The organism is Hymenobacter cellulosivorans, from assembly GCF_022919135.1.
Taxonomy (GTDB): domain Bacteria; phylum Bacteroidota; class Bacteroidia; order Cytophagales; family Hymenobacteraceae; genus Hymenobacter; species Hymenobacter cellulosivorans.
Genome location: NZ_CP095049.1, coordinates 1776863 through 1797500, shown reverse-complemented (window position 1 = coordinate 1797500; position 20638 = coordinate 1776863). Strand labels below are relative to the sequence as shown.

Annotated in this window: 22 protein-coding genes and 1 tRNA gene (1 of these 23 only partly in view); 4 read left to right on the top strand and 19 right to left on the bottom strand. The window is 57.6% G+C overall.

Annotation, left to right across the window (positions count from 1 at the left end; all coding sequences use genetic code 11):
* The 9 genes from MUN80_RS07755 to rpmH form a co-directional block, all read right to left on the bottom strand.
* Positions 1–896: the 5' portion of a serine hydrolase gene (locus MUN80_RS07755; RefSeq protein WP_244721926.1), read on the bottom strand. The gene continues 409 nt to the left of window position 1, outside the view; the window shows 896 of its 1305 coding nt (coding positions 1–896); it begins with the start codon at positions 894–896; its stop codon lies off the left edge, out of view.
* Positions 897–997: 101 nt separating this feature from the next.
* Positions 998–2287 (bottom strand): hypothetical protein, encoded by a 1290-nt coding sequence (locus tag MUN80_RS07750; RefSeq protein WP_244721924.1) that lies wholly within the window; start codon positions 2285–2287, stop codon positions 998–1000.
* Between the two features lie 82 nt (positions 2288–2369).
* Positions 2370–3683, bottom strand: coding sequence for an APC family permease (locus tag MUN80_RS07745; protein WP_244721922.1), 1314 nt, complete (start codon positions 3681–3683; stop codon positions 2370–2372).
* Positions 3684–3822: 139 nt separating this feature from the next.
* Positions 3823–4338: a DUF2480 family protein gene (locus tag MUN80_RS07740; protein WP_244721919.1), complete on the bottom strand. Its 516-nt coding sequence runs from the start codon at positions 4336–4338 to the stop codon at positions 3823–3825.
* A gap of 83 nt (positions 4339–4421) precedes the next feature.
* Complete coding sequence (gene tsaB / locus MUN80_RS07735; RefSeq protein WP_244721916.1) at positions 4422–5111, bottom strand: tRNA (adenosine(37)-N6)-threonylcarbamoyltransferase complex dimerization subunit type 1 TsaB; 690 nt, start codon at positions 5109–5111, stop codon at positions 4422–4424.
* 34 nt (positions 5112–5145) lie between these two features.
* On the bottom strand, positions 5146–5469 hold the full coding sequence (locus tag MUN80_RS07730; protein WP_244721913.1) for a DUF6678 family protein: 324 nt from the start codon (positions 5467–5469) through the stop codon (positions 5146–5148).
* 63 nt (positions 5470–5532) lie between these two features.
* A complete protein-coding gene (locus MUN80_RS07725) occupies positions 5533–7239 on the bottom strand; it encodes a S41 family peptidase (protein WP_244721910.1) in 1707 nt (568 codons plus the stop codon).
* A 28-nt stretch (positions 7240–7267) separates the two neighbouring features.
* On the bottom strand, positions 7268–7705 hold the full coding sequence (locus tag MUN80_RS07720; RefSeq protein ID WP_244721907.1) for a ribonuclease P protein component: 438 nt from the start codon (positions 7703–7705) through the stop codon (positions 7268–7270).
* A gap of 19 nt (positions 7706–7724) precedes the next feature.
* Positions 7725–7883, bottom strand: coding sequence for a 50S ribosomal protein L34 (gene rpmH, locus MUN80_RS07715; RefSeq protein WP_100338753.1), 159 nt, complete (start codon positions 7881–7883; stop codon positions 7725–7727).
* A 242-nt stretch (positions 7884–8125) separates the two neighbouring features.
* Between rpmH and MUN80_RS07710 the strand changes: the two genes are divergently transcribed.
* The 3 genes from MUN80_RS07710 to MUN80_RS07700 are packed head-to-tail and all read left to right on the top strand — an operon-like array spanning position 8126 to position 11547.
* Positions 8126–9859 (top strand): M61 family metallopeptidase, encoded by a 1734-nt coding sequence (locus MUN80_RS07710; protein WP_244721904.1) that lies wholly within the window; start codon positions 8126–8128, stop codon positions 9857–9859.
* A gap of 24 nt (positions 9860–9883) precedes the next feature.
* Positions 9884–10702, top strand: coding sequence for a hypothetical protein (locus tag MUN80_RS07705; protein ID WP_244721901.1), 819 nt, complete (start codon positions 9884–9886; stop codon positions 10700–10702).
* 20 nt (positions 10703–10722) lie between these two features.
* Complete coding sequence (locus MUN80_RS07700) at positions 10723–11547, top strand: TolB-like translocation protein (protein ID WP_244721898.1); 825 nt, start codon at positions 10723–10725, stop codon at positions 11545–11547.
* Positions 11548–11613: 66 nt separating this feature from the next.
* Here the strand turns inward: MUN80_RS07700 and MUN80_RS07695 are convergent, their stop codons facing one another.
* The 4 genes from MUN80_RS07695 to MUN80_RS07680 all read right to left on the bottom strand — a co-directional run bounded on the left by MUN80_RS07695 (position 11614) and on the right by MUN80_RS07680 (position 13753).
* Positions 11614–11910 carry a hypothetical protein gene (locus MUN80_RS07695; protein ID WP_244721895.1) on the bottom strand — a complete coding sequence of 99 codons (297 nt, stop codon included), beginning with the start codon at positions 11908–11910 and terminating at the stop codon, positions 11614–11616.
* 144 nt (positions 11911–12054) lie between these two features.
* Positions 12055–12990 carry a PfkB family carbohydrate kinase gene (locus MUN80_RS07690; protein WP_244721892.1) on the bottom strand — a complete coding sequence of 312 codons (936 nt, stop codon included), beginning with the start codon at positions 12988–12990 and terminating at the stop codon, positions 12055–12057.
* Positions 12991–13093: 103 nt separating this feature from the next.
* Positions 13094–13167: transfer RNA gene (locus MUN80_RS07685), tRNA-His, on the bottom strand.
* 97 nt (positions 13168–13264) lie between these two features.
* Positions 13265–13753, bottom strand: coding sequence for a hypothetical protein (locus tag MUN80_RS07680; protein WP_244721890.1), 489 nt, complete (start codon positions 13751–13753; stop codon positions 13265–13267).
* A 103-nt stretch (positions 13754–13856) separates the two neighbouring features.
* Here MUN80_RS07680 and MUN80_RS07675 point away from each other — a divergent pair, with 103 nt between their 5' ends.
* The gene (locus tag MUN80_RS07675; protein ID WP_244721888.1) at positions 13857–15272 is read left to right on the top strand and encodes a DEAD/DEAH box helicase; all 1416 of its coding nucleotides are present in this window, start codon (positions 13857–13859) and stop codon (positions 15270–15272) included.
* Positions 15273–15364: 92 nt separating this feature from the next.
* Here MUN80_RS07675 and MUN80_RS07670 read toward each other — a convergent pair whose 3' ends face one another.
* The 6 genes from MUN80_RS07670 to MUN80_RS07645 form a co-directional block, all read right to left on the bottom strand.
* Positions 15365–16810, bottom strand: a complete 1446-nt coding sequence (locus MUN80_RS07670; protein ID WP_244721885.1) for a T9SS type A sorting domain-containing protein — start codon at positions 16808–16810, stop codon at positions 15365–15367.
* A gap of 219 nt (positions 16811–17029) precedes the next feature.
* Positions 17030–17185, bottom strand: a complete 156-nt coding sequence (locus MUN80_RS07665; RefSeq protein ID WP_244721873.1) for a hypothetical protein — start codon at positions 17183–17185, stop codon at positions 17030–17032.
* Between the two features lie 51 nt (positions 17186–17236).
* The gene (locus tag MUN80_RS07660) at positions 17237–17857 is read right to left on the bottom strand and encodes a Riean_0653 family protein (RefSeq protein ID WP_244721866.1); all 621 of its coding nucleotides are present in this window, start codon (positions 17855–17857) and stop codon (positions 17237–17239) included.
* 446 nt (positions 17858–18303) lie between these two features.
* Positions 18304–18756, bottom strand: coding sequence for a hypothetical protein (locus tag MUN80_RS07655; protein WP_244721861.1), 453 nt, complete (start codon positions 18754–18756; stop codon positions 18304–18306).
* A gap of 89 nt (positions 18757–18845) precedes the next feature.
* Complete coding sequence (upp, locus tag MUN80_RS07650) at positions 18846–19526, bottom strand: uracil phosphoribosyltransferase (protein ID WP_244721859.1); 681 nt, start codon at positions 19524–19526, stop codon at positions 18846–18848.
* Entirely contained in the window at positions 19514–20461 is a 948-nt protein-coding gene (locus MUN80_RS07645; protein ID WP_244721856.1) for a GNAT family N-acetyltransferase, read from the bottom strand. The genes upp and MUN80_RS07645 overlap by 13 nt, the downstream gene beginning before the upstream one ends.
* Between the last annotated feature and the right edge of the window lie 177 nt (positions 20462–20638).

Here is a 20638-nt window from a genome sequence, read left to right as displayed (position 1 = left end):
TAATCGTCCGCAGTGAGGTTGAATTGCTGGTTGGCGGGAACACTGGTAGGAAAAAGAACAGCCTTCAAAATATCGTTTATGGTTTGTAGAGGCAGATAATTGGCCGTGGTGAAATCATAGGGCTCACGGATAATCCGACCTCCGGCCTGGTAGCCGCGGCCCTTGGTAATGCGCCCGAGCGGAAAACTCAACGGGCGCGAATTGACGGCAGCCGGCTGCTGGTAGATAGGCTGCCCCTGCTGGTCATAGAATGTGAATGGGTTGGTGTGGCGGTTGGCGGCCGTATCGCAGGGGGCAAAGCGGCGTACGATGCGGGTTTCGGGATACCCTAAAGCCCAGAGCCGCTCGTTGAGCGGGCGTTGCCCCAGAAACTCATAAAGCCGATTATAGGCGCCATTGTCGCTGACCAGCAGCATCCGCTTGACATAGTTGCCGACGGTATTCAGCTGATCAGAGTCGGCGGGCGTGACGTAGGGAACCGGCGTTTGGCACCGGAAGGCGGTACCAATAGAAAACGGACTATGCCGGGTGAGGCCGGGCTGGTGTAGCTGATTGAGCTTTTCCAGAGCCAGAGCGGCCACCGGTAGCTTTACCAGACTAGCGGGATTGAAGTACTGGCGGGCGTTGAGGCGAAAGTTGTGCTGGATGAAACTAGGCCGATTCTGGGCGTCGCGGTTTATCTGGGTGTAGATTATCTGGACTTCGTAGTTTTCGGCCTGCTTAATAACGGAAGTCAACTTAGGGTCGGAGCGCAGCAGGCTATCCAGGAGCGGACTATCAGCGGGACGTGGTGAGTGTGCCGGCCTAGTCTCGGAAGAAGCTTGCAGCCACATAAACAGCGCCAGGCTCAGGAGTAGGCACAGGGCAAAGTGCGGGGTGCGACGTACGGTAGGCATCTCCTAGTATATAAGGTGCAGGAATTGGCGAGCAGGCTGCAAATAAAAACGGGGCTCCAACGGCATGGTTGGAGCCCCGGGCTTTTCTTTTCGGGCCTGAATTAGCTAGCTGGCGCGGTACGACGCTTGGCCAGCAACAGGTTGGAATCGTTTTGGCGCCAGTTGTAGCCGGTACCAAACGGCAAGGGTCGGGGCTTGTTGGCCGAATCGGCGTAGGCCTGGGTAAGGGCAGGCTGGTATTGCTTGGCAAATAGGTTGATGGGGCGCTTGTAGGTGCCATAGTACGTGAACTTCCAGTCGGCGGGCCGGAAATACTTCATGGCAATGCCGGAGTCATCTTGCAAAACGTAATTGCTGCGTTCCAAAACCAGGTTCCGGACTTTGGAAAAGTAGCTTTTGTGCATGAGGTACGTGGCCGACTTTACGTAGGTAGTGACCGGGCCGAGGGTGCGCACATACTTCAGAGCAGCTTCCTTGGTCAGGCCCAGCTTCCAGTCACTGATGTCGGCGGAGAGGTAAACCACCGTTTTCTGGGTGCCATCCTTACCGCGCAACTTCAGTTCCACTCCTGGTACCACGTTGAGGCCGGGCTTCTGTGCTTTGGCCGAATCGGCCTCGGTCAGCTGCCCCTCGGGCGAGAGCACCACGTAGCGTAGGGCCTCTACCTGGTGGTCGGTGCGGGCGGCGAAGAGGAGCAGCAATGGTACTACGCCACCAATATTGACGCGCTGATTGGTTTTGGCGGCCGTTTTCAGGATAGAGTTGGCTTTGCGCAGAGCATTGCTGTCTGGCTTCTTGTTATTCAGCTCCACGGCCATATCGTTGGTGCGGAAAAAGCTGAAGTTGAGCACCGACCACAACGAGGCTTTCAAAGCCGGATACAGTTTCGGATTAGCCAGCGTGCTGGAGCTAGGTACCGTCCCGATAGGCTCCAGTCCCATCAGCACGTAAGTCTGGCTGGTGGGAAACATCGTCACGACATTGAGCAGGTCGGGGCCGCTGAAGGGGTAAAAGATGGCAGGGCTGGCGGCACGCACCGAATCCAGCTCGGTGGCAGCCCATTGCTGAATCTTGCTGGTGCGGGTTTGGTGGTATTTCTCCCAGCTTTTATCGGCGTCGGCGGCAAACGCCTGCCAGGCGGGTGTAGCCGTCAGGGGCCGCAGCTCACTTCGGCTACTTACCCGGCTGCCGGCCATATAGGCGGCTATGTCCTGCAGCTCGGTCGTGTCGGGAGCCGCGGGTGGGGTGGTCTTGGCCGTCGCCACCGAATCGGGCTTGGCTGGCGGGGCAGCTACGGGAGCAGGCTTTTCAGCGGCGGGCTTCTTTTGTTCGGAGCAGGCGACCAGCAGTAAGAACAGCGCTGGCATCACCCGGACGAAGGATAAACGCATTGGGAGAAGTAGAAGAAAGTAGCGGAGAATATTAGAAAGCGTAAATGTACGGGGTTCGGGAGTAGCGGCCGAGCTTACGGGCTCAGGCTTTGCGCTGCCGCAACCCGACGAAATACACCAGGGCTCCCACAGCCAGCGTCATCAGCCCGTAGCGTGACTCCAGTGGCTTGTCGCGCAGAATAAAAAGGAGAGTCCACCCGCTCAGGGCCAGGAAAATCAACGGGGTGAAGGGGTAGCCCCAGGCCCGGTACGGACGCGGCAAATCGGGGCGGCGCAGGCGCAGCACAAACAGGCCCAGAACCGTCAAGAAAGTGAACAAACTCAAAATGAAGCCCGCGTACAGCAAGACCTGCTCGAAGGTGGAGGTCAGGATGAAAATCAGCGTCAGCGCCGTTTGCAGCAGCAGGGCCCGGACTGGAATTCCATTTTTGCTGACTACGGCTAGGCCGCGCAACGCCGGCAGGTCCTCTCCCATTACCTGAATAATGCGGGGTCCGGCAAAAATCATGGAGCTGACTGTGGAAACGAGCAGCACGGCAATGACGGCACCCATTAAGCGGCCAATGCTGGCCCCAAAGATTTCACTGGCCGCCACATAACCCACTTCGAGTTGCCCGGCCAGCTTGGCAATGGGCGTGCCGTTGAGAAAAACGAAGTTGAGCCCCACATATAAGAGGAGCACCACGGCCGTACCGGCCAGCAAAATCCGGGGCAGGTTGCGCTGCGGGTTGGCTACTTCCCCCGTCAGGTACACGGCCGCGTTCCAGCCCGAGTAGGCATAGGACACATAGATGAGCGAAATAGCAAATGACGGACTTAGCAGCTGCTGCCAGTCGGGAGCCTGGGGCAAAAAGGAAATGGGCTGCGGACTAGCTACTGCCCAACCGGCCCCGATAAAGACGACCAGCACCCCGACTTTGATGGCCGTAACGACCACCTGCAACCGGCTGCCTGCCCGGCTGCTGGCCCCATGCACGGCCGTAAGCAGCAGTACAACCATAATAGAAAGCAACTGGGGCGACACAGCCGGCCATACGCTGGCGGCATATTTGCCCAGAGCCATAGCCGCCAGGGCCGTGGGAGCCGCAAACCCTACCGTAGCCGACACCCAACCCGAGAGGAACCCCAGCACCGGGTGATAAATCTGGGACAGGTAATGATACTCACCGCCGGAGCGGGGCATAGCCGCAGCTAATTCGCCATAGCACAAAGCTCCGCATAAGGCAATCAGCCCGCCCACTATCCAAAGCATGAGCAGGGCAAAACCGCTTTGTATACCCAATACCTGAAATCCCAGGCTGGTGAAAACCCCGGTGCCGACCATATTGGCAATGACAATGGCAGCGCCGGTCAGGAAGCTTATCTTATAGGGTTGGCTAGTGGTTGGCTCGGGCATGCGGATCGGGAATGAGGAACCAAAGATGCATATTCTGCCCGCTTCTGCCCAGCTACCCCACGCGGCCATAGCCGGTGCAATACGCAAAGAAGCCCGTCAGCAGCAACTAACGGGCTTCTTTATAAATAGTAAGCTCTGGCTAAGCCTGAACTTTCGGGCGCTTGTAAAGCGGCACTGTGCTGCACGGCTCGCCGTACATGATGCTCGATGCCACGGGCAGCAGCTTCTGCATAATGGCTACGTAGGCATACGTCGGCACGGGAATGTTGCCGCAGCCCTTTATTACCAGCTTGGCGTCGCGGAAATCGTCGGGGTTGAGGCCGGCAATGGCCTCGTGGAAAAGCTCCTGCTCCAAGGCCTCCGGGTTGCCGAATACGTAGCGGTGGGCGTGGTTTTGGAGCTTGGAAGCCAGCAGCATGTAGGCCCAGGTGGGCACAATAGCGTCGGCCGAGCAGATGATGGCTACGTTCTTGCCGTCGTACTGACTCCAATCGTGGGTTTTGATAAACTCCCGGAAATCCTTTTCGCGCAGCATCAGGCCGTGAAACAGGTTTTCCTTGATATCATACACGACCCGCTCCCCAGGGTGAATGAACTCCTCCAGATTGAGCGTAGTCAGGGCGCTTTGCGCAACGCGGTTGACGAAATCTTCCATGTGTATAGTGCTTGGTGCTTAGTGCAGGGTGCTTAGAGTATAAAATGAGCCTAGCTCTTTTCCTAAACACGCTGCATCAGGCGCTATTTGCTCTTGGGCGTGGTGGTATGTACTTCCTTCAAATAAAACGGCTCGTAGTAGGCTACGTCCCGGAAATCCTGCCGCTGGAAAGCCTGGTAAGCCAATGTGCCGACGGCAATAGCCGATGGCTCAACCGCAGCCAGAAAACCTGCGTTGGCAGAATTCACGAGCGGCGCAAACTTAGCCGCACCGTTACCGAAGAATAACAAGCGGTGGTGGGCTAATTGTTCGGCCAAGGTTTCAGAATCCAGAATGAGCGGAGCTGGGGCCAATACTTCCCGCCCGTCGTGGGTGTAGAGGGCGCTGTATACTTCCATTCGGCGGGCGTCGAGCATGGGGCAAAACAGCAGGTCTTCAGCCCGCACCGTGTAAGCAGCTACCTGCTGCGCTAAGGCCTGCAGGGTGCTAATGGCAATAAGCGGAATATCCAGCGCGTAGCACAAGCCCTTGGCCGCCGCCCCACCAATGCGCAAGCCGGTGTAAGAGCCCGGCCCATCCGACACGGCCACAGCCGCCAGATCCTGCATGGTCGAGTTGGTGTTATCTAGCAGCTGCTGAATCAGCAGACTCAGGTGGGACGAGTGCGACTTTTCCAGCCGCAGCTCCGACTGGCCCAGCAGCTGCCCGTCGCGGTGCAGGGCAACAGAGCAAACAGGGGACGAGGTTTCGAGGGAAAGGATGAGCGTGGACATGGGGCAAAGGTAACACTTCGTTTCCGCTGCCTTTCTACGGGAGGTATATCCGGAATACCAATCCTATTTGCTCGAACCGGATTTTCTCGGCTTCAAACGCCTCCCGAATCTGCTGCTCATAATTAAGCATGCGCGGCATAATCAAACGGCCTCTGTTTTCGACCACAAATGGATTTACCTCTACCCACTCTACTTCTCGGATAGGATAAGGGCCTGTGCTGGCAGTTTCAATATAGCTAACAACCGGAACTGTAAACCATTTTGACCAAGGGCTGACAGCCACCTCCGCTTGTAACTTGACCCGCACAGCTACACTGTATTGAGTATTTAGCCGATCAATAAGAACGTGAGCTTGCATATTCTGTAAAACAAAAGCAGCCCCAAGATGAGGCTGCTTCTATGCTTTACAATTCTACAATCTCTACTTCCCTCCTGCCGTCTTGCGGTTGGCTTCGGGACGGGTCTTGGCTTCCGGCGTGCCGGGCTTCAGCAAGGCTGCGTAGCGCGGAGCATCATTGATGACCTGCATGGCCGTGATGATATTGGGGTCATCATCGAAGCTGGCCTCGATGCTGCCTTTCTGGAAGTAGTAGCGCGACACGATTTCCTGCTCCAGCAATTCCCGGATTTCGGGCTTGAAACGGGTCAGGTCGTTGCTCTTATTGGTTGATACCTTCTTGCGAATGGCTTCGATTTCGGCTTTCACGTCGTCGTAGTGCTTTTCCTCCTTCGACTTCTTCACCAGATCGGTCAGGCTCTTTTCTACGTCGGTGCTATAGTTGATATCCTTGCCGCCAAGGAATTGCACAAACTTCTGATAGTCGGCGTCGGAAAGCTGAAACTCGCGGGCCGGAGCAATGGTCGGGTGCTCGGCGCGGTAGCGGGTAGCAAAGTCAAACAAGTAGTTTTTCTGTAGCAACACCCGGGTGATGTCGGCAATTTCCTTTTCCTGCACTTCCACGTCGGGCGCTACGCCGCCGCCATCGTACACGATCCGGCCACTGTGGGTTTTAAATGCCGTGCGCAGCGAGTCTGGGAACTTGCCCAGCGTCCCGTCGTCAGCGCGGTGGGCGTAGTCGATTTCCTGAATGCAGCGGCCACTGGGAATGTAGTACTTGGCCGTCGTCACCTTCAGCTGGGAGTTGTAGCTCAGCGGCCGGGTAGCCTGCACAAGACCCTTACCGAAGGTTCGCTCTCCTACTACCACGGCCCGGTCGTAGTCCTGCAGCACGCCCGACACGATTTCGGAAGCCGAGGCCGAGCGGCTACTGGTAATGATAACCACCGGAATCTGGGTGTCGAGGGGCGCGTCGAGAGCCTTATAGGTCTTATTCCACTCCGTGACCTTGCCCTTGGTGCTTACCACATCAGTACCCTTGTCGACGAAGACGTTGGAAATATTTACCGCTTCGTTGAGCAAACCGCCGGGATTATCGCGAATATCGAACACGATTTTCTTGGCCCCCATTTCCTTGAGCTTGCTCACCGCCATGCGCACTTCCTTGCCGGCATCTACGGTAAAGCTACCCAACTGGAAATATCCCACGTCGCCCGACAGCATGCCGTAGTAGGGCACGTTGTCGACCTGAATTTTGTCGCGGGTGATGTTGAGCTCCATGGGCTTTTCTTGTCCGTAGCGCGTCACTTCAAGCTTTACAGTCGAGTTGGCCTGCCCCTTGAGCAGCTTGCTGATGTCGGAGTTATTCTTTTTCTCAACGTTGACGCCGTTGATGCTCAAAATCTCGTCGCCGGGCAGCAAACCGGCTTTCTGGGCCGGATAGCCTTCATAGGCGCTCTGCACAATGGTTTTGCCAGCCCGCTTCACCACTACCGCCCCGATGCCGCCGTACTGCCCGGTGGTCATGGTGCGAAAGTCTTCAATATCGTCCTCGGGAATGTAGTTGGTATACGGGTCCAGGGACTTGAGCATGGCGTCAATGCCAGTCTTGACCAACTTGGCGGGCGTCACCTCGTCCACGTAAAACGTGTTTACCTCCTTAAATAGGGTCGCGAAGATGTCCAGGTTTTTGGCAATCTCGAAGTACCGCTCGTTGTCCGAAGCAGAGCGGAAGGAGGCCAGCAGCGCGGCGCCGCCAAGAAGCAGGCCAGCAACGGTAGTTTTACGCATATAAATGGCTAGAAGCGAGAAAAGTAGCTTACGAAACAGACCCGGCCGCGGATTCGGGGGTTGCATCGGCTAACAAACGCTCTAGCCCTGAAATTAATTTTTTTTCTACCAGCGCGAAAGGCTTTTTTTCCTTGCCCGTGTAGATAATAGCCATTGTACCGACTGGATGCCCGCCGGCGGCTTCGGTGAGGCGGTACTTATTAAGCCGGTAGGCCTCCCGCATCAGGCGCTTAAGGTAGTTGCGGTCGACGGCGCGCTTGAAGCTGCGCTTAGACACACTGACCAGCACCTGCGGCGGGGCCGAGGTGGGCGCCGGGGCTGGCAGCCACACAATGCGCAGAGGATATAAACCAAAAGAAGAACCCCGGCCGAAAAGCTCTTCAATAAGCTTTTTGCGGCACAAGTGTTCTTCTTTCGGAAACGAATATGAACGCGCCCCCGGCATCTGAGCCAAGGAAGGCGACACGGCAAGCGCCGTCAGCGGCTTAGCGCTTATGTTTTCCTTCGTCGGATACGGTCAGGCGCTTACGGCCTTTGGCACGACGACGGGCCAGCACGCTGCGGCCATTAGCGGTTTCCATACGTGAACGGAAACCGTGCTTGTTGCGGCGCTTGCGCTGCGAGGGCTGAAAAGTACGTTTCATGATATTGTAAAGGACTCAGTGACAGGTAAGGCCGGCAAAGGTAAGACCTTGATTTGGAAAAGGCAATGCTTCGGGCAGCTTTTTCCACTTAATTAACAAAAGGCCAATGCGGGAAAGGGCAAAGATAGGCATCTACCCGTGGCCTTTTGTTGCGTAGAACAGATAATATAAAGCGCAGCGGTTCCCGCGCGATACCCGTAGATTTGCACTGCCTTTGTGGCCTCTCCCCCGTCCTGCGTTCCATGATTCAATACTACGTCTCGTTCGATAATCCGCTCACCTTTTACCTACAGGTCCAGATGACGCTGGAAGTGCCCGCTACGGCCACTGAGGCCCTGGAACTGCAGCTGCCCGCCTGGCGGCCGGGTCGGTATGAGCTGCAGAACTTTGCCCAGAAAGTGCAGCGTGTGGTAGTGGAAGACGCGGCCACCAACGAAGTCCTGCCCTACCGCAAGCTGACGAAGGACCGGTGGCAGGTGACGGGTGCAGCGGGCCGCACGGTGCGAGTGCGCTACAACTTCTACGCCCACCAGATGGACGCGGGCGGCTCCTGGCTCGATGAATCCCAACTCTACCTCAACGGGGTGCAGTGCTTTATGTACGCCGAAGGCCGGCAGGCCGAAACCTGCCAGTTGCAGCTGGAGCTTCCCAACGGGTGGCAGATTGCCTGTGGCCTCCCCCAAAGTGCCCCAAATACGTTGCAGGCTAGGAATTTTGATGAGCTAGTGGACGCCCCACTGATTGCCAGCCCTACACTGGTACAGCACACCTACGCCGTGCAGGGCATTCCCTTCTCCATCTGGGTGCAGGGCGAGTGCGCTCCGGACTGGCCCCGGCTGCTGCGCGACTTTGCGGCCTTTTCGGAAGAACAACTAGCTCTGTTTGGCGGCTTTCCGGTGCAGGATTACCACTTTCTGAACCAGATTCTGCCTTACAAGCACTACCACGGCGTGGAGCACCTGAACTCGACGGTGATTGTACTGGGTCCGGCCGAACTGCTGATGACCGAAGGGCTGTACAAAGAGCTGCTGGGCGTAAGCTGCCACGAGCTGTTTCACACCTGGAACATCAAGAGCATTCGGCCGGCCGAAATGCAGCCGTATGACTTCACCCAGGAAAACTACTTCCGCACCTGCTTCATAGCTGAGGGCATCACGACTTACTACGGCGAATACCTGCTAGCCCGGAGCCACGTGCGCACCGCCGAGCAGTACTTTGCCGAACTTAACACGGTGCTGCGCAAGCACTACGACGATTACGGCCGCCACAATCTTTCCCTGGCCGACGCCTCCATGGACTTGTGGCTGGACGGCTACAAGCCCGGCGTGCCCGACCGTAAAGTGTCCGTCTATCACAAGGGCGCCTTGGTAGCCCTGCTGCTCGACCTCACGCTACGCCGCTTAAGCAACCACCAACGCAGCCTCGACGACGTGATGCGCCGCCTCTACGAGGAATTTGGCCTCACCGGCATCGGCTACACCGAGCAAGATTACATCCGCATCGTGACCGAAGTGGCCGGGCGCGACATGAAAACCTACTTCGACAAGTTTATTTACGGCACGGCTCCGCTGGAAGAGCCGCTCGACAAAGCCCTGGGCTTTGTGGGCTGCACGCTGCACGCTGAGCCGAATGTATCGGTGGCCGAAGGCGTGTTTGGCTTCCGGGCGGTGGTAAAGAATGAACGGACCGAAATAACCGACATTCTGCCTGGCTCCCCGGCCGCCGCGGCCCTGACCGTGGACGACGAAATCGTGGCCGTGAACGGGCGGCGGGTGGATATGAACCTGCAAAGCCTTCTGGCCGACAATGCAGGCAGCTACGAAATCAGCGTGTTCCGGCAAAACCGGCTGCTGACCGTAACGTTGGCTGGCACCCCCGAGCAACAGTTCTGGCAAAAGTACACGGTAGAAAAGCTACCGACGGCCACGCCCGAGCAGCAGGCCAGCTTCCAGAAGTGGCTCAAGCAAGATTTTTAAGCGGCGCGTTTTTACCTCAAGTCCATGTTCCGGCTTCGTGCCCTGCTTTTACTGATTTCTCCACACTTTTTACTGTGGAGCTGCTCTTTCCGTGGCCCGGCCGAACGGATGCAACCCAGCGTACCAACGGCTACTCCGGCCCTGCCCGTGCCGCGCCCGGTACCGCCACGCATTTACCGCCTGGAGCACCTCGATACGCTGGTGCAGCTGCCTGGGCGCGTGCTAAGCATTCATCAGGGCTCCCGCAATGTGTATGAGAAGCTGCCCTACAAAACCTGGCTGCCGCCGGATCCTAAAACGGAACAGGAAGAGCAGGAAATCGACTTGGAAGCCGAGGAACGGCAGCGCCTGCGCACGGCGGGCCCCGCGGTAAAGCGCGTCGGCAGCACCCTGATTTTGCGGCCTACGGCTACTAAGCAGCCGCTGCGCCTGGTCAACAACCCGGCCGAGGACTACGAGAAAAACGTGAACTACGAGTACGTGGGTAGTCTGCCCGAAATCAAGCAGTGGCTGCTGTCGGTTCATCTGTACGAAGGCGGCTACTTCTTGCTAATAGACCAGCGTACCGGCCGCCGCACCCGCGTGTGGAGCCCACCGGCTGTGGCCCCCGATGGCCGGCACTTTGTGTGCGGTAATTCCGACGTGCTGGCCCGCTACGAGCCCAGCGGCTTGCAAGTGTGGCACGTAGACGGGGCGAAGCTGGAGAAGCTCTGGGAACGGCAAACTGAGTGGGGCGTAACCGGTCCGCGCTGGCTCGACAACAAGACCATTCTCTTCGAACAGGACTTCTTCGACAACGGCGACGTGGACACCCGCGTGGTGCGCATGAAAGTGGTGCCATAGGGAAATGCCTATACTTGCACATGACCTTTTCCTCTCTTTCCACTTATTGGGTCGTGGCGTTGCTGCTATTGAGTAGCTGTAGCCAAGACCAACCTGTCGCCACTACCACTTCTCCTACCCCACCAGCTCCAGATACGGCTTCAACGGCTACGGTGCCCATCGCAGCGCCAGCAGCAGTGCTAAGCTCGGCCGATGTAGTCAAAGCAACGGGCCACGACACGCTCCGCACTACGACGGGCCAAGTAATAACCGTGCAGCCAGCCGACCTGGCCGCCTGGCAACGAGCCCGCCCCGACGCCTTACCCGCCCTACCCGATTCAGTGGATGCACCCAGCTTAGCGCAGACTGGAGGCCGGGTTCAACGCTCGGGGCTGAATCTGACGCTCACGGCTGCCAACGGCCGCACCGTTGTGCTCAAAAATGACACCACTGACACTGAAGACGCCATTGCTTACCTGTATTGGGGAGAGTTGCCCAGCGTCCACCAGTGGGTTGTCAACGTTTGGCTCTGGGAAGGCCGCTACGTGGTCCTGATTGACCAACGTACCGGGCAGCGCACCGACATCTGGGGCCAACCGGCGGCCTCGCCCGATGGCCGCTACATCCTGGCCAGCAGCTACGATTTAGCCGCTGCTTTCGACGCCAATGGCTTGCAACTGCTGCGGCTCGGCACTAAAGGACCCAAAGTCATCTGGCAGCGGGAACTCCACAACTGGGGGCCAGCCGAAGCCCGTTGGCGGCCCGATGGCACTGTCGTCGTGAAGCAGGGGTTTGGACCAACCGAAGAAGGCACCGACCTGCCCCCACGCTATGTGACGCTCAGCCTGCCCACTTCATTCCGCTAAGCAGTAAAGCAAAAGAGCCCGGTCGACGTATCGACCGGGCTCTTTTGTCCATTGTAAGCCGGCGCTTTACTTAGCGTCGAACTGGGATGGATTAGGGTTATGACGGGGCTTGTTGGCTTGCGAAGTGCGTTGCTCCTCGTTGTTGCCACCGCCGGGCGTGTTGTTCTTAGTGGGGTTACCAGCCTCGTTGATGCCGTTCTGATTTACGTTTTGCACCTGGGTACCGCCGCTATTGGAGTGCGCCCGGGTTTCAGGGTCTACTGGAGTAGCATTAGCTTCTACGTTCTCAGGTCCGTTAGGCGTACCAGACTGCTTCTCGGATTTCTCAGATTTGGTCGGGGCTTTATCTTGATGCTTGCTCATGGCAGGTAGGGCTTAGGTGAGAAGATTCTACTGTCTTGTACCCATCCGGCTCTAAATTGGTTGTGAAAAGGCAGGCATAAAAAAGCCTGCTGACCGCACAACGGGCCAGCAGGCTTTTCCAGGTAATAGAGTTTCGGCCGGTGCTTAAGCAGGCTGGGCCGAAGTAGCCGGAATTACTTCCACCAGATCCGCAAACTGCTTTTCGCGGGCTTCAATGTGCTCTTTAGTCAGATTCAACAGACGCTCGGTGCCGAACTTCTCCACGCAGAACGAGGCCATGGCCGAACCGTGAATAACGGCGCGCTTCATGTTGTCGAAGCTGATATCGTCGGTGGCGGCCAGGTAGCCGATGAAGCCGCCCGCAAACGTGTCGCCGGCGCCGGTGGGGTCGAATACTTCTTCCAGAGGCAGAGCCGGCGCGTAGAAGATTTTGTTTTTGTGAAACAGCAAGGCACCATGCTCCCCTTTCTTGATGATGAGGAACTTGGGGCCGAAGCCCATGATTTTCTTGGCAGCCTTCACAAGCGAGTACTCGCCCGACAGCTGCCGCGCTTCCTCATCGTTGATGCTGAGCACGTCTACCATTTCGATGGTAGCCAGCAAATCGTCCAGGGCAACGTCCATCCAGAAGTTCATCGTGTCCATCACGATTAGCTTGGGGCGATTTACGAGGCGCTGAATTACGAGGCGCTGCACGGCCGGGGCCAGATTGCCCAGCATCAGGTATTTGCAATCCTGGTAGGAGTCCGGAATAACCGGGTCGAAATCGGCCAGCACGTTGAGCTCCGTAGTCAGGGTTTCGCGCGAGTTCAGGTCCGTGGAGTATTTGCCCGACCAGAAGAAGGACTTCTCCCCTTCCTTGATCTGCAGGCCTTCCGTATCCACGCCGTGCTCCTGCAGCAGCAGGATGTCGGACTGCGGGAAATCGTCGCCGACAACGGCAACCAGCTTCACGGGCTTCAGCGAGTAGGAAGCCGACAGGCTGATGTAGGTGGCCGCGCCACCGATGATTTTGTCGGTTTTGCCAAAAGGCGTTTCCAGGGCGTCGAACGCTACGGAACCGATTACGACCAAACTCATAGTCAGGGGAATAAGTGGGGTTTCAGCAAGATGCCGTTGGATACCCAACGGAACAAAGAACAAAAAAAGTCCCCGGAAATTTCTCTCCGGGGACTTCCGTGTGGGTAAATAATGGGGTTCGAACCCACGACCTTCGGAATCACAATCCGACGCTCTAACCAGCTGAGCTATATCTACCAGGTTGGTATTGTAGGCACAAAAGTAGAAGCTCAGTTGATTTTATCAAAGAATAAGGCGCTTTTTTTTTCCGGGCCCATAATTTATTCCCTCCAAGCTAGTCTGCAAGAGCCAGATGCACCAGACCGGCCAATAGCACCATCAGGCCAAAAGCCGCCACCGTCAGGCACAGACATAGCCCTACGCGCAGCGCTACGGGCCGCTTGCTGCGCATGGTGCTCAGGTTGGCCATCGTAGCTACCACGCCCACGCCGCCGCCAATAAGCCCACCCCAGAACAGGAAAATCATCGGAATGCAGGCCACAGCGTACTCCCAGCTTTTCAGGGCCGGCGCCAGGGCCAGTCCCCGGCCGTTTACCTGGGCTTCGGGTATCAGGTCGTAAAACCGGTTTTTCAGCGTCAGGTGGCGTTCCGTACCATCGGGCATGGGCACGATAAAGAGCTGGGCAGCATCTAGGGCGCCGCGCTTGGGCTCCTTTATCACTTCTTGGTCGTTGACGTACAGCCGGGTGCGCCCCGTCCAGACCGAACGGTGGAGCTGCAGCTGCGGACTGTGGGGCTCGTCGAATCGGAAATCTATTTTCATGCAGCAAGGGCGGCCAATACAGGTTTATACCGGGCTCTAAACCAAGAGCAACTGCCCGCAAAATACGAAAGCGTACCTTTGTAGCTCGTAATTTCTCTTTATCATGTCTGATACGCCGCAGCCGCTCACCTTTGCCGATTTCAAGCTCAATAAACAGCTTCTCAACGCCGTGGCGGAAGCGGGTTTTGAGCAGCCCACTCCCGTGCAGGAGCAAACCATTCCGCTGCTGCTGGCCGGCCACGACGTGCTCGGCATTGCCCAGACCGGCACCGGCAAGACGGCCGCCTTTGGTTTGCCCCTGCTGATGAAGGTGAAATATGCCCAGGGCATCCACCCGCGCGGCCTGATTCTGGCACCCACCCGGGAACTGGCCATGCAGATTGAAACCCACCTGAAAAAGCTGGCCGTCTACACCGACCTGCGGATTCTGGCTATCTACGGTGGTTTGGGCCCCAAAACCCAGATCGAAACCCTGGCTGCGGGCGTCGACATTCTCATTGCTACGCCGGGCCGCCTGATGGAGCTGTATTTGAAAGGTGCTCTGGTGTTCAAGGAACTCAAGACCCTGGTGATGGACGAGGCCGACAAGATGATGGACATGGGTTTCATGCCCCAGATTCGGGCCATTCTAGAGGTTATTCCGCGCAAGCGCCAGAACGCGCTGTTTTCGGCCACCATGCCCGAGCGGGTGGTAAAGCTGAGCGAGGAATTCCTGGAGTTTCCGATGCGGGTGGAAGTAACGCCGGCTGCTACTTCGGCTCAGAACGTGGCTCAGACCCTGTACCGGGTGCCCAACCTACTGACCAAAATCAATCTGCTGGGCTACCTGCTCAAGGACAAGGAAACCTTTAACCGGGTCATGATTTTCTGCCGCACCAAGGAGCACGCCGAAAACGTGTCGCACTTTTTGGGCCGTAAAGTAGAAGGTGAGGTTCGGGCTATTCACGGCAACAAGGGCCAGAACGTGCGCATCAATGCCATGGAGGCTTTCCGCAACGGCGAGCTGCGCTTCCTGGTAGCTACCGACGTGGCTGCCCGCGGCATCGACGTGCCCCAGGTAAGCCACGTCATCAACTTCGACGTGCCGCTGGTGTACGACGACTACGTGCACCGCATCGGGCGCACGGGCCGGGCCCAGCATACGGGCGCGGCCATTACCTTCGCCAACGAGGCCGAAATGCACCACATTGGCCGTATCGAGGAGCTCATCAACCAAACCATTCCCGAGCTGCCCCTGCCCGAGGACGTGAAGGTGATGCCGACCATGTTTGACGAGAAGCAGAGCATGGCCCGCGAAATTGACGACCGGCGCAAAAAGCTGGACCCCAGTTTTCAGGGTGCTTTCCACGAAAAGGTAGCACCTCTGCAGAAAAGCATCGACAAGCGCACCGGCCTGCCCTACGTGGAAGGCCCGAACCGCAGCCAGAAAGGCAAGAAAAAGCGGGCTTCTCCCGGCCGCAGCCAGTCGCCGGCAGCGAAGGGGGCAGCCAAGCTGCGCAACGCCCGCCGCAGCCGCTAGAGTTGACTTTCGCTTACTTAGCAATGAATACAAAAGCCCCGACCAATCACTGGTCGGGGCTTTTTTGTTGCAAGTAGGAGCGTAAAAAAGGACTAGTTGCGTACTACTCGCTTGACAACGGCACCATCAGCCGTTTGCAGGCGCACAGTATAGACACCCGATTTCAGGTTGCTCAAATCGAGCTGGGTGCTGAGCTTGCCGGCCTGGGGCTGCACGGTGAAGTTCTGTACCAGCTGGCCCAGGGCGTTGCGCACTTCGCCCGTAGCAGCTTCCGCCTTCGAAAGGCCGGCTACTTCCAGCGTAACTACGCCGCTGGCCGGGTTGGGGTACAGGGCGCTTTGGGCTTCTAAGGCCGCGTTGCGGGCTGCCAGGGTGATGGTCTGGAAGCTGGAGTAGTTTTCGCGGTAGGTATTGACATACTGGCGGGTCGTGTTACTGAACTCCTGCGTAACTTTCCGGAGCAGGGTGTTGCTGGCGTTATACACATTGATGTACCGATTTCCCTCCGTTTGCCGCCAAGCATTGTTGACCCATTCTTCGTAAGTGTAGAGCTGCTCATTGCCCTGGCTGTCGTACACCTCCGTGTCGCGGTCTTCATTTACCCATACCCCGTTCAGGTACTGCTGCTCAACTTCGACATAGCCACCGTTGGCGGTATACGAAATAGAGATTCGCTCATCATCCACGAAGGTGGTACCATCGAAGATCTGCTCCCGATACGAGGCAGGTCTTTGCTTGGCCCAGTCGAACCACACGAAATCCAGAATGCGCTCTTCAGGAACCCAGACGTCATTGTCCCACTCCTCGAAGGTGAGGCTGGTCCACTGCCCATTGGCATAGGTAAAAGTTATCCGGTCGGTATTCACGAAAGTGCCGTTATCCAACTCCTGACGAACTTCCTGCGTGACCAGGCCTGCCGAATTGTAGGTATACAATGACTTGTCGGCGTAATCCGTCACCCAGGAGCCATTAAGCCACTCCTGTCCCTGATACAAGGTCTCATTGCCGTACGAATCGTAGTCCGTCAGGTAGCGGGAGTTGTTTACCCAGGCGCCGTTCGTCCAATCCTGCCGGGTATAGCTGGTTTCTTTGCCCTGGGCGTTATAGGTGTATAGGGTACGTTCGATGTTCACCCAGGCATTGTTCATCCAGCTTTGCCGGGTTTCGCTGGCCCATTGGCCCTGGGCAGTGTAGGTATACTGGGTACGGTCGTAGTTGGTAGCAGTAAGGGAGTCCTGGTAAGTGCTTTGCGTTACCCGGCCCTGCGAGTCGTAGGCAAACGTCTGTTTGGAACTTACGCTCCAACGGCCCGTGGGTGTATCCCAGCTGTAGTATACCGCTTGGCCGGGCCGCACTACAGTGGCCTTCGTACCGCGGGCCGCCGTGGTCACGCGCTCTGCCCCATCGTGCTTGTGGCTAACAAGGCTAGTAAGCTTGTTGACACGTTTTGCGGGGGTTGTCTGGGCTTGAGCATCAGCTACGGTCAGGGTCAGCAGACCGAGCAGACTTAAAAACAACTTTTGCGGAGAAGTGGGCATAAGGCAAGTAGGTTAGAGAGAAAATGCAATAGGTAAAAGGTCAGTCAGGCTGACTCAAAGCTGCTGCCTGGCAGTAAGCTATGAGTCAGCCGATTAACAAAATTACTTCCCGTAACCAGGCTCCCGCAATACCTAGAAGTGGGTATTTTGAAACCAGCAGGCCACAAAAAAGCCCTGCTGCTCACGCAACAGGGCTTTGGTTATCAGGGACTCTGCCGTTTAACGGTGGAAAAACGGCAGGTGGCTAAACCGGACCGTGAGCATCGTCAGTACCGAGCCCCAGAACAGCGCGCTCCAGAGCATGTGCAGCAAGATGCGCCAGCGCGGCACGTGCAGCTGAGTGGCAATGACGGTGCCGCCGATGGGGCTGAACAAAGAAATGCTTCATACGCTGATATAAATGATGATAAGTGAAAAGATGAGTGGTTAAAATTTGCAGTCGAAGCGGCCCTCACTGACCTGCACGGTGGCTGCCCCCGAGGCCTCGCGGGCGGTGAACTCGAAGGTGCCGGCCACGACCCGCGCCACGGAGTCGAACCGGGTGATAACCAACTGGCCCGTGGCCGAGGGGCCTGTTAGTAGAACTTGGTCTGGGGCGCGTTTTCCGAACTCAAAGGCTCCATAAGGGGGGTTAGTGCTAGCAAGCATTGGATTAGCGCTCTGGTTGAGCAGGAAAGTGCCAGCAGCGCGTAGGTTGGGCACGAAAAACTCAATACTAGTCTGCGCATGTACTTGCATGTCATCAGTCCTCTTATTGAAACGCAGATTCAACGCATGCTCACTCGTGGCAGAGGATTTGAGCCAGTACGCATAAATGGGTTTAGGACTAAAAAGGCCTGAGGCTTGGGCAGTCCAGGCAATACCATCCACGCGGCAGCCAGCGGTATTCTGGCCGGTTTGGGTAGCGGGCGGAAGTTGGTCTTCGGGGGTTGCCTCTTTCTTTTTGCAATGGCTCAGACCCAACAGCGCAAGCAGGAGCAGGCAGGAGAAATTAATTTTCATACAGGCAGCAGATAAGAAAAATGATAAATAGACGTGAATCAGCAAGGGTGCAGATTCTCTTTGGGGCTGTTGATGGTCGCAACGGGCAACTGGATCAGAAGTCCAGATCGAAGTAGCTACAGGGAAGGCACTAAAATAAAAAAGCTCATCTCCCACAGCTGCGCTACCCACCGAAGTGCGGAAACGAAATCTGTCCGGAAATGAGCAATAGGTAGTAGCGCCTGAACGAGCGCTGTATAGAGGGAGCAGGTCGCAAACCTATCGGATGCGCCACTCAGAAACAATAAAAATCTATATAATCATAAAAAAATACTTTCAAACACCGTCCAACTCTGGCCGGCTTAGCCAGACTACCTCAGATAGCACCCAGAGCTACCACACACGGATACCATACGAAGCCACTAGGCACACATTCAGTCCCCGTTGCAAACGAAAAGGCCAGCCTGCTTCCGCAGACTGGCCTTTTCTCATCCCAGAACCCGATAAACAGGCTAACGGTGAAAAAACGGCAGGTGGCTAAATCGGACCGTGAGCATCGTCAGTACCGAGCCCCAGAACAGCGCGCTCCAGAGCATGTGCAGCAGAATGCGCCAGCGCGGCACGTGCAGCTGGGTAGCAATGACGGTGCCGCCGATAGGGCTAAACAAAACCGGCGTCAGGAAGGCAATGCCGGGCATACCGAAGCGGCGGAAGATGCCCACGATACGGCGGCTGCGCTTGCTGAACAGCGGCTTGCCCTTGTCTTCGCGGCGTTGGCGCTGGTGCAAAGCCCACATGCGCCCCACTCCGGACACCACCACCACGGTGGTCATCATGCCGGCCACGGTCAGGCCCAGGGTCTGGAAAAAGTTGAGGCCCAGCGACACGCCCGCCAGCGGGCCGCCGAAGAACTTGACCATGCTCAGCAGGAAAACGGAGGCGTATTTGGCAATATGAGGCAACACGGCGTTTTCGGGGCTAAAGAGGAAACTGGTATGGGGTAAAGATACGAGGTAAGTACCAGCCCGTTTGGTTCCGAAACGTTACCGGCGCATTACAATTTGCTGCCGTACGACAAGTCGCCGGCGTCGCCCAGGCCGGGCACGATGTAGGCGTGCTCATTGAGGTGGTCATCCACGGCGGCTACCCAGAGCGTGGCTTCGGGAATCTCGCGGGTCACGTATTCCACGCCCTCGGGCGAGGCGATAACGGCCGCAATGTGCACCTGCCGGGGCTGGCCGAAACGCAGCATAGCCCGGTAAGTCTGCACCAAGGACTTGCCGCTGGCTAGCATGGGGTCGGCCAAGATCAGCACCCGCTCGTCGAGGTTAGGCGCCGAGAGGTAGTCCACCTGGACCTGGACCTGCGAGGTGCCCTCGATGCGGTAAGCGGCGGCAAAGGCGCTGGGCGACTGGTCGAAGTAATTCAGAAAGCCCTGGTGAAATGGCAAACCGGCGCGCAGTACGGTGGCCAGCACCGGGAAGTCGCGCAGCTGCTTGCTGCTCGACTCGGCTAGGGGCGTTTTCACCACTTTTTCGGTGTAGCTGAGCTGGGAGCTGATGCGGTAGGCAATGATTTCGCCCAGGCGCTGCAGGTTGCGGCGGAAGCGCAGACTGTCGCGCTGTACGTCCACATCACGGAGCTCAGCCAAAAAGTGATTGGCAATAGAGGGCTCGGCGCACACAATACGGACGCGGTCTGCGGGACTTGCGGAGGGGGTGTTTAGCGTTTCCATAACAGATACCAGGGCTGGCGGGTAAGGGTGAGGGCGGCGTAGGGAACGGGCCGGGCCCCGAAGTTGGCAAAAAAACGGGCAATTGACGGAATCATGCCACCCTCGAAGTCGAGCACGAGGCCCGGTGTGGCAGCGTAGTCCTGAATCAGGTAGTCGAGCAGCAACAGCGGGGCCGCCGCTTTTTTACCGGCCGGCGAGGCAGCGGCAAACAGGTAGATAATGACCCGGGGCGTGACGACGAACAGCGCGCCGGCCAGCAATTCGCCGGAACTGGGCGCCAAAACCTCCAGAATCCGGACCTGGCCCAGCTCCTGCAGGTTGCTGATAAGCTGCTCCAGCTGCCGGTAGTGACGGGGCTTGAGGCTGGCCACTTCCCCACCCTTATGCTTCCGAAACAGGCGCAGCAGCCCGTCGGCCGAGTGAGTTTCCGTGACCTGTAGCGGCTGCTCCAGCTGCTGATTCAGGCGCAGGCGGCGGCGGTAGTCGGCGGCGTAGCCTTTGTGCAAGGTCTCGTAGCTGGCCTCCAGCGGCAGGCAGTAGGTTTGGCGCCAGGCTAGGTGAAAATCCGGGGGGGCAGTCGGCAGTAGGTTGCCGCTGTTGGCCTGCAGATACTGGCGGGCGTAGCGGCCGGTGGCCAGGGCCAGATACTCGGCTAGGTCGCGGTGGCGGCTGCCGATAGTGGTGAGCAGGCCCAGCTGCTGGGTGAAAGGCGGCTGAAAGCTTTCCCGTCCCCAGGGCCGGCGCTTGGCAGGCAACGGCAGCACCGAGAGGTAGCGGCCCGAACCCGGCTCTACTTCCACCACGGCATCCCAGCGGCGGGCTGTGGCCTGCAGCCAGACGCTTTGGGCGTAGGGTACGGCCGGCTCGGCAGCAGCTACGCAGGCATCCCAGGCGGCCAGGTCGAGGTGGGCAAAGGGGAGCAGGTACAGGGGCAACGGCGGAAACAGTAAAGGCGGAAATCCGGACAAAAGTAGAGCAATCTACACGGGCTTGCTGCTTTTTAGCGTTGGTAGCGTACAAGGCCTACCCCGGTAATGCGCAGCTTGTGGCGCTACTTTTCAGCTTGGCCTTAACTCCCACCGTCGAACTGCGTAGGTTTGCCCCGCCGGGTG

Bases quoted from the DNA above. Each gene is read 5' to 3' on its own strand.
- MUN80_RS07705 (WP_244721901.1), top strand. From the start codon at position 9,884: ATGTTCCGGCTTCGTGCCCTGCTTTTACTGATTTCTCCACACTTTTTA.
- MUN80_RS07710 (WP_244721904.1), top strand. From the start codon at position 8,126: ATGATTCAATACTACGTCTCGTTCGATAATCCGCTCACCTTTTACCTA.
- MUN80_RS07750 (WP_244721924.1), bottom strand. From the start codon at position 2,287: ATGCGTTTATCCTTCGTCCGGGTGATGCCAGCGCTGTTCTTACTGCTG.
- MUN80_RS07725 (WP_244721910.1), bottom strand. From the start codon at position 7,239: ATGCGTAAAACTACCGTTGCTGGCCTGCTTCTTGGCGGCGCCGCGCTG.
- MUN80_RS07670 (WP_244721885.1), bottom strand. From the start codon at position 16,810: ATGCCCACTTCTCCGCAAAAGTTGTTTTTAAGTCTGCTCGGTCTGCTG.
- MUN80_RS07700 (WP_244721898.1), top strand. From the start codon at position 10,723: ATGACCTTTTCCTCTCTTTCCACTTATTGGGTCGTGGCGTTGCTGCTA.
- MUN80_RS07680 (WP_244721890.1), bottom strand. From the start codon at position 13,753: ATGAAAATAGATTTCCGATTCGACGAGCCCCACAGTCCGCAGCTGCAG.
- MUN80_RS07730 (WP_244721913.1), bottom strand. From the start codon at position 5,469: ATGCAAGCTCACGTTCTTATTGATCGGCTAAATACTCAATACAGTGTA.
- MUN80_RS07695 (WP_244721895.1), bottom strand. From the start codon at position 11,910: ATGAGCAAGCATCAAGATAAAGCCCCGACCAAATCTGAGAAATCCGAG.
- MUN80_RS07675 (WP_244721888.1), top strand. From the start codon at position 13,857: ATGTCTGATACGCCGCAGCCGCTCACCTTTGCCGATTTCAAGCTCAAT.
- MUN80_RS07745 (WP_244721922.1), bottom strand. From the start codon at position 3,683: ATGCCCGAGCCAACCACTAGCCAACCCTATAAGATAAGCTTCCTGACC.
- upp (WP_244721859.1), bottom strand. From the start codon at position 19,526: ATGGAAACGCTAAACACCCCCTCCGCAAGTCCCGCAGACCGCGTCCGT.
- tsaB (WP_244721916.1), bottom strand. From the start codon at position 5,111: ATGTCCACGCTCATCCTTTCCCTCGAAACCTCGTCCCCTGTTTGCTCT.
- rpmH (WP_100338753.1), bottom strand. From the start codon at position 7,883: ATGAAACGTACTTTTCAGCCCTCGCAGCGCAAGCGCCGCAACAAGCAC.
- MUN80_RS07690 (WP_244721892.1), bottom strand. From the start codon at position 12,990: ATGAGTTTGGTCGTAATCGGTTCCGTAGCGTTCGACGCCCTGGAAACG.
- MUN80_RS07740 (WP_244721919.1), bottom strand. From the start codon at position 4,338: ATGGAAGATTTCGTCAACCGCGTTGCGCAAAGCGCCCTGACTACGCTC.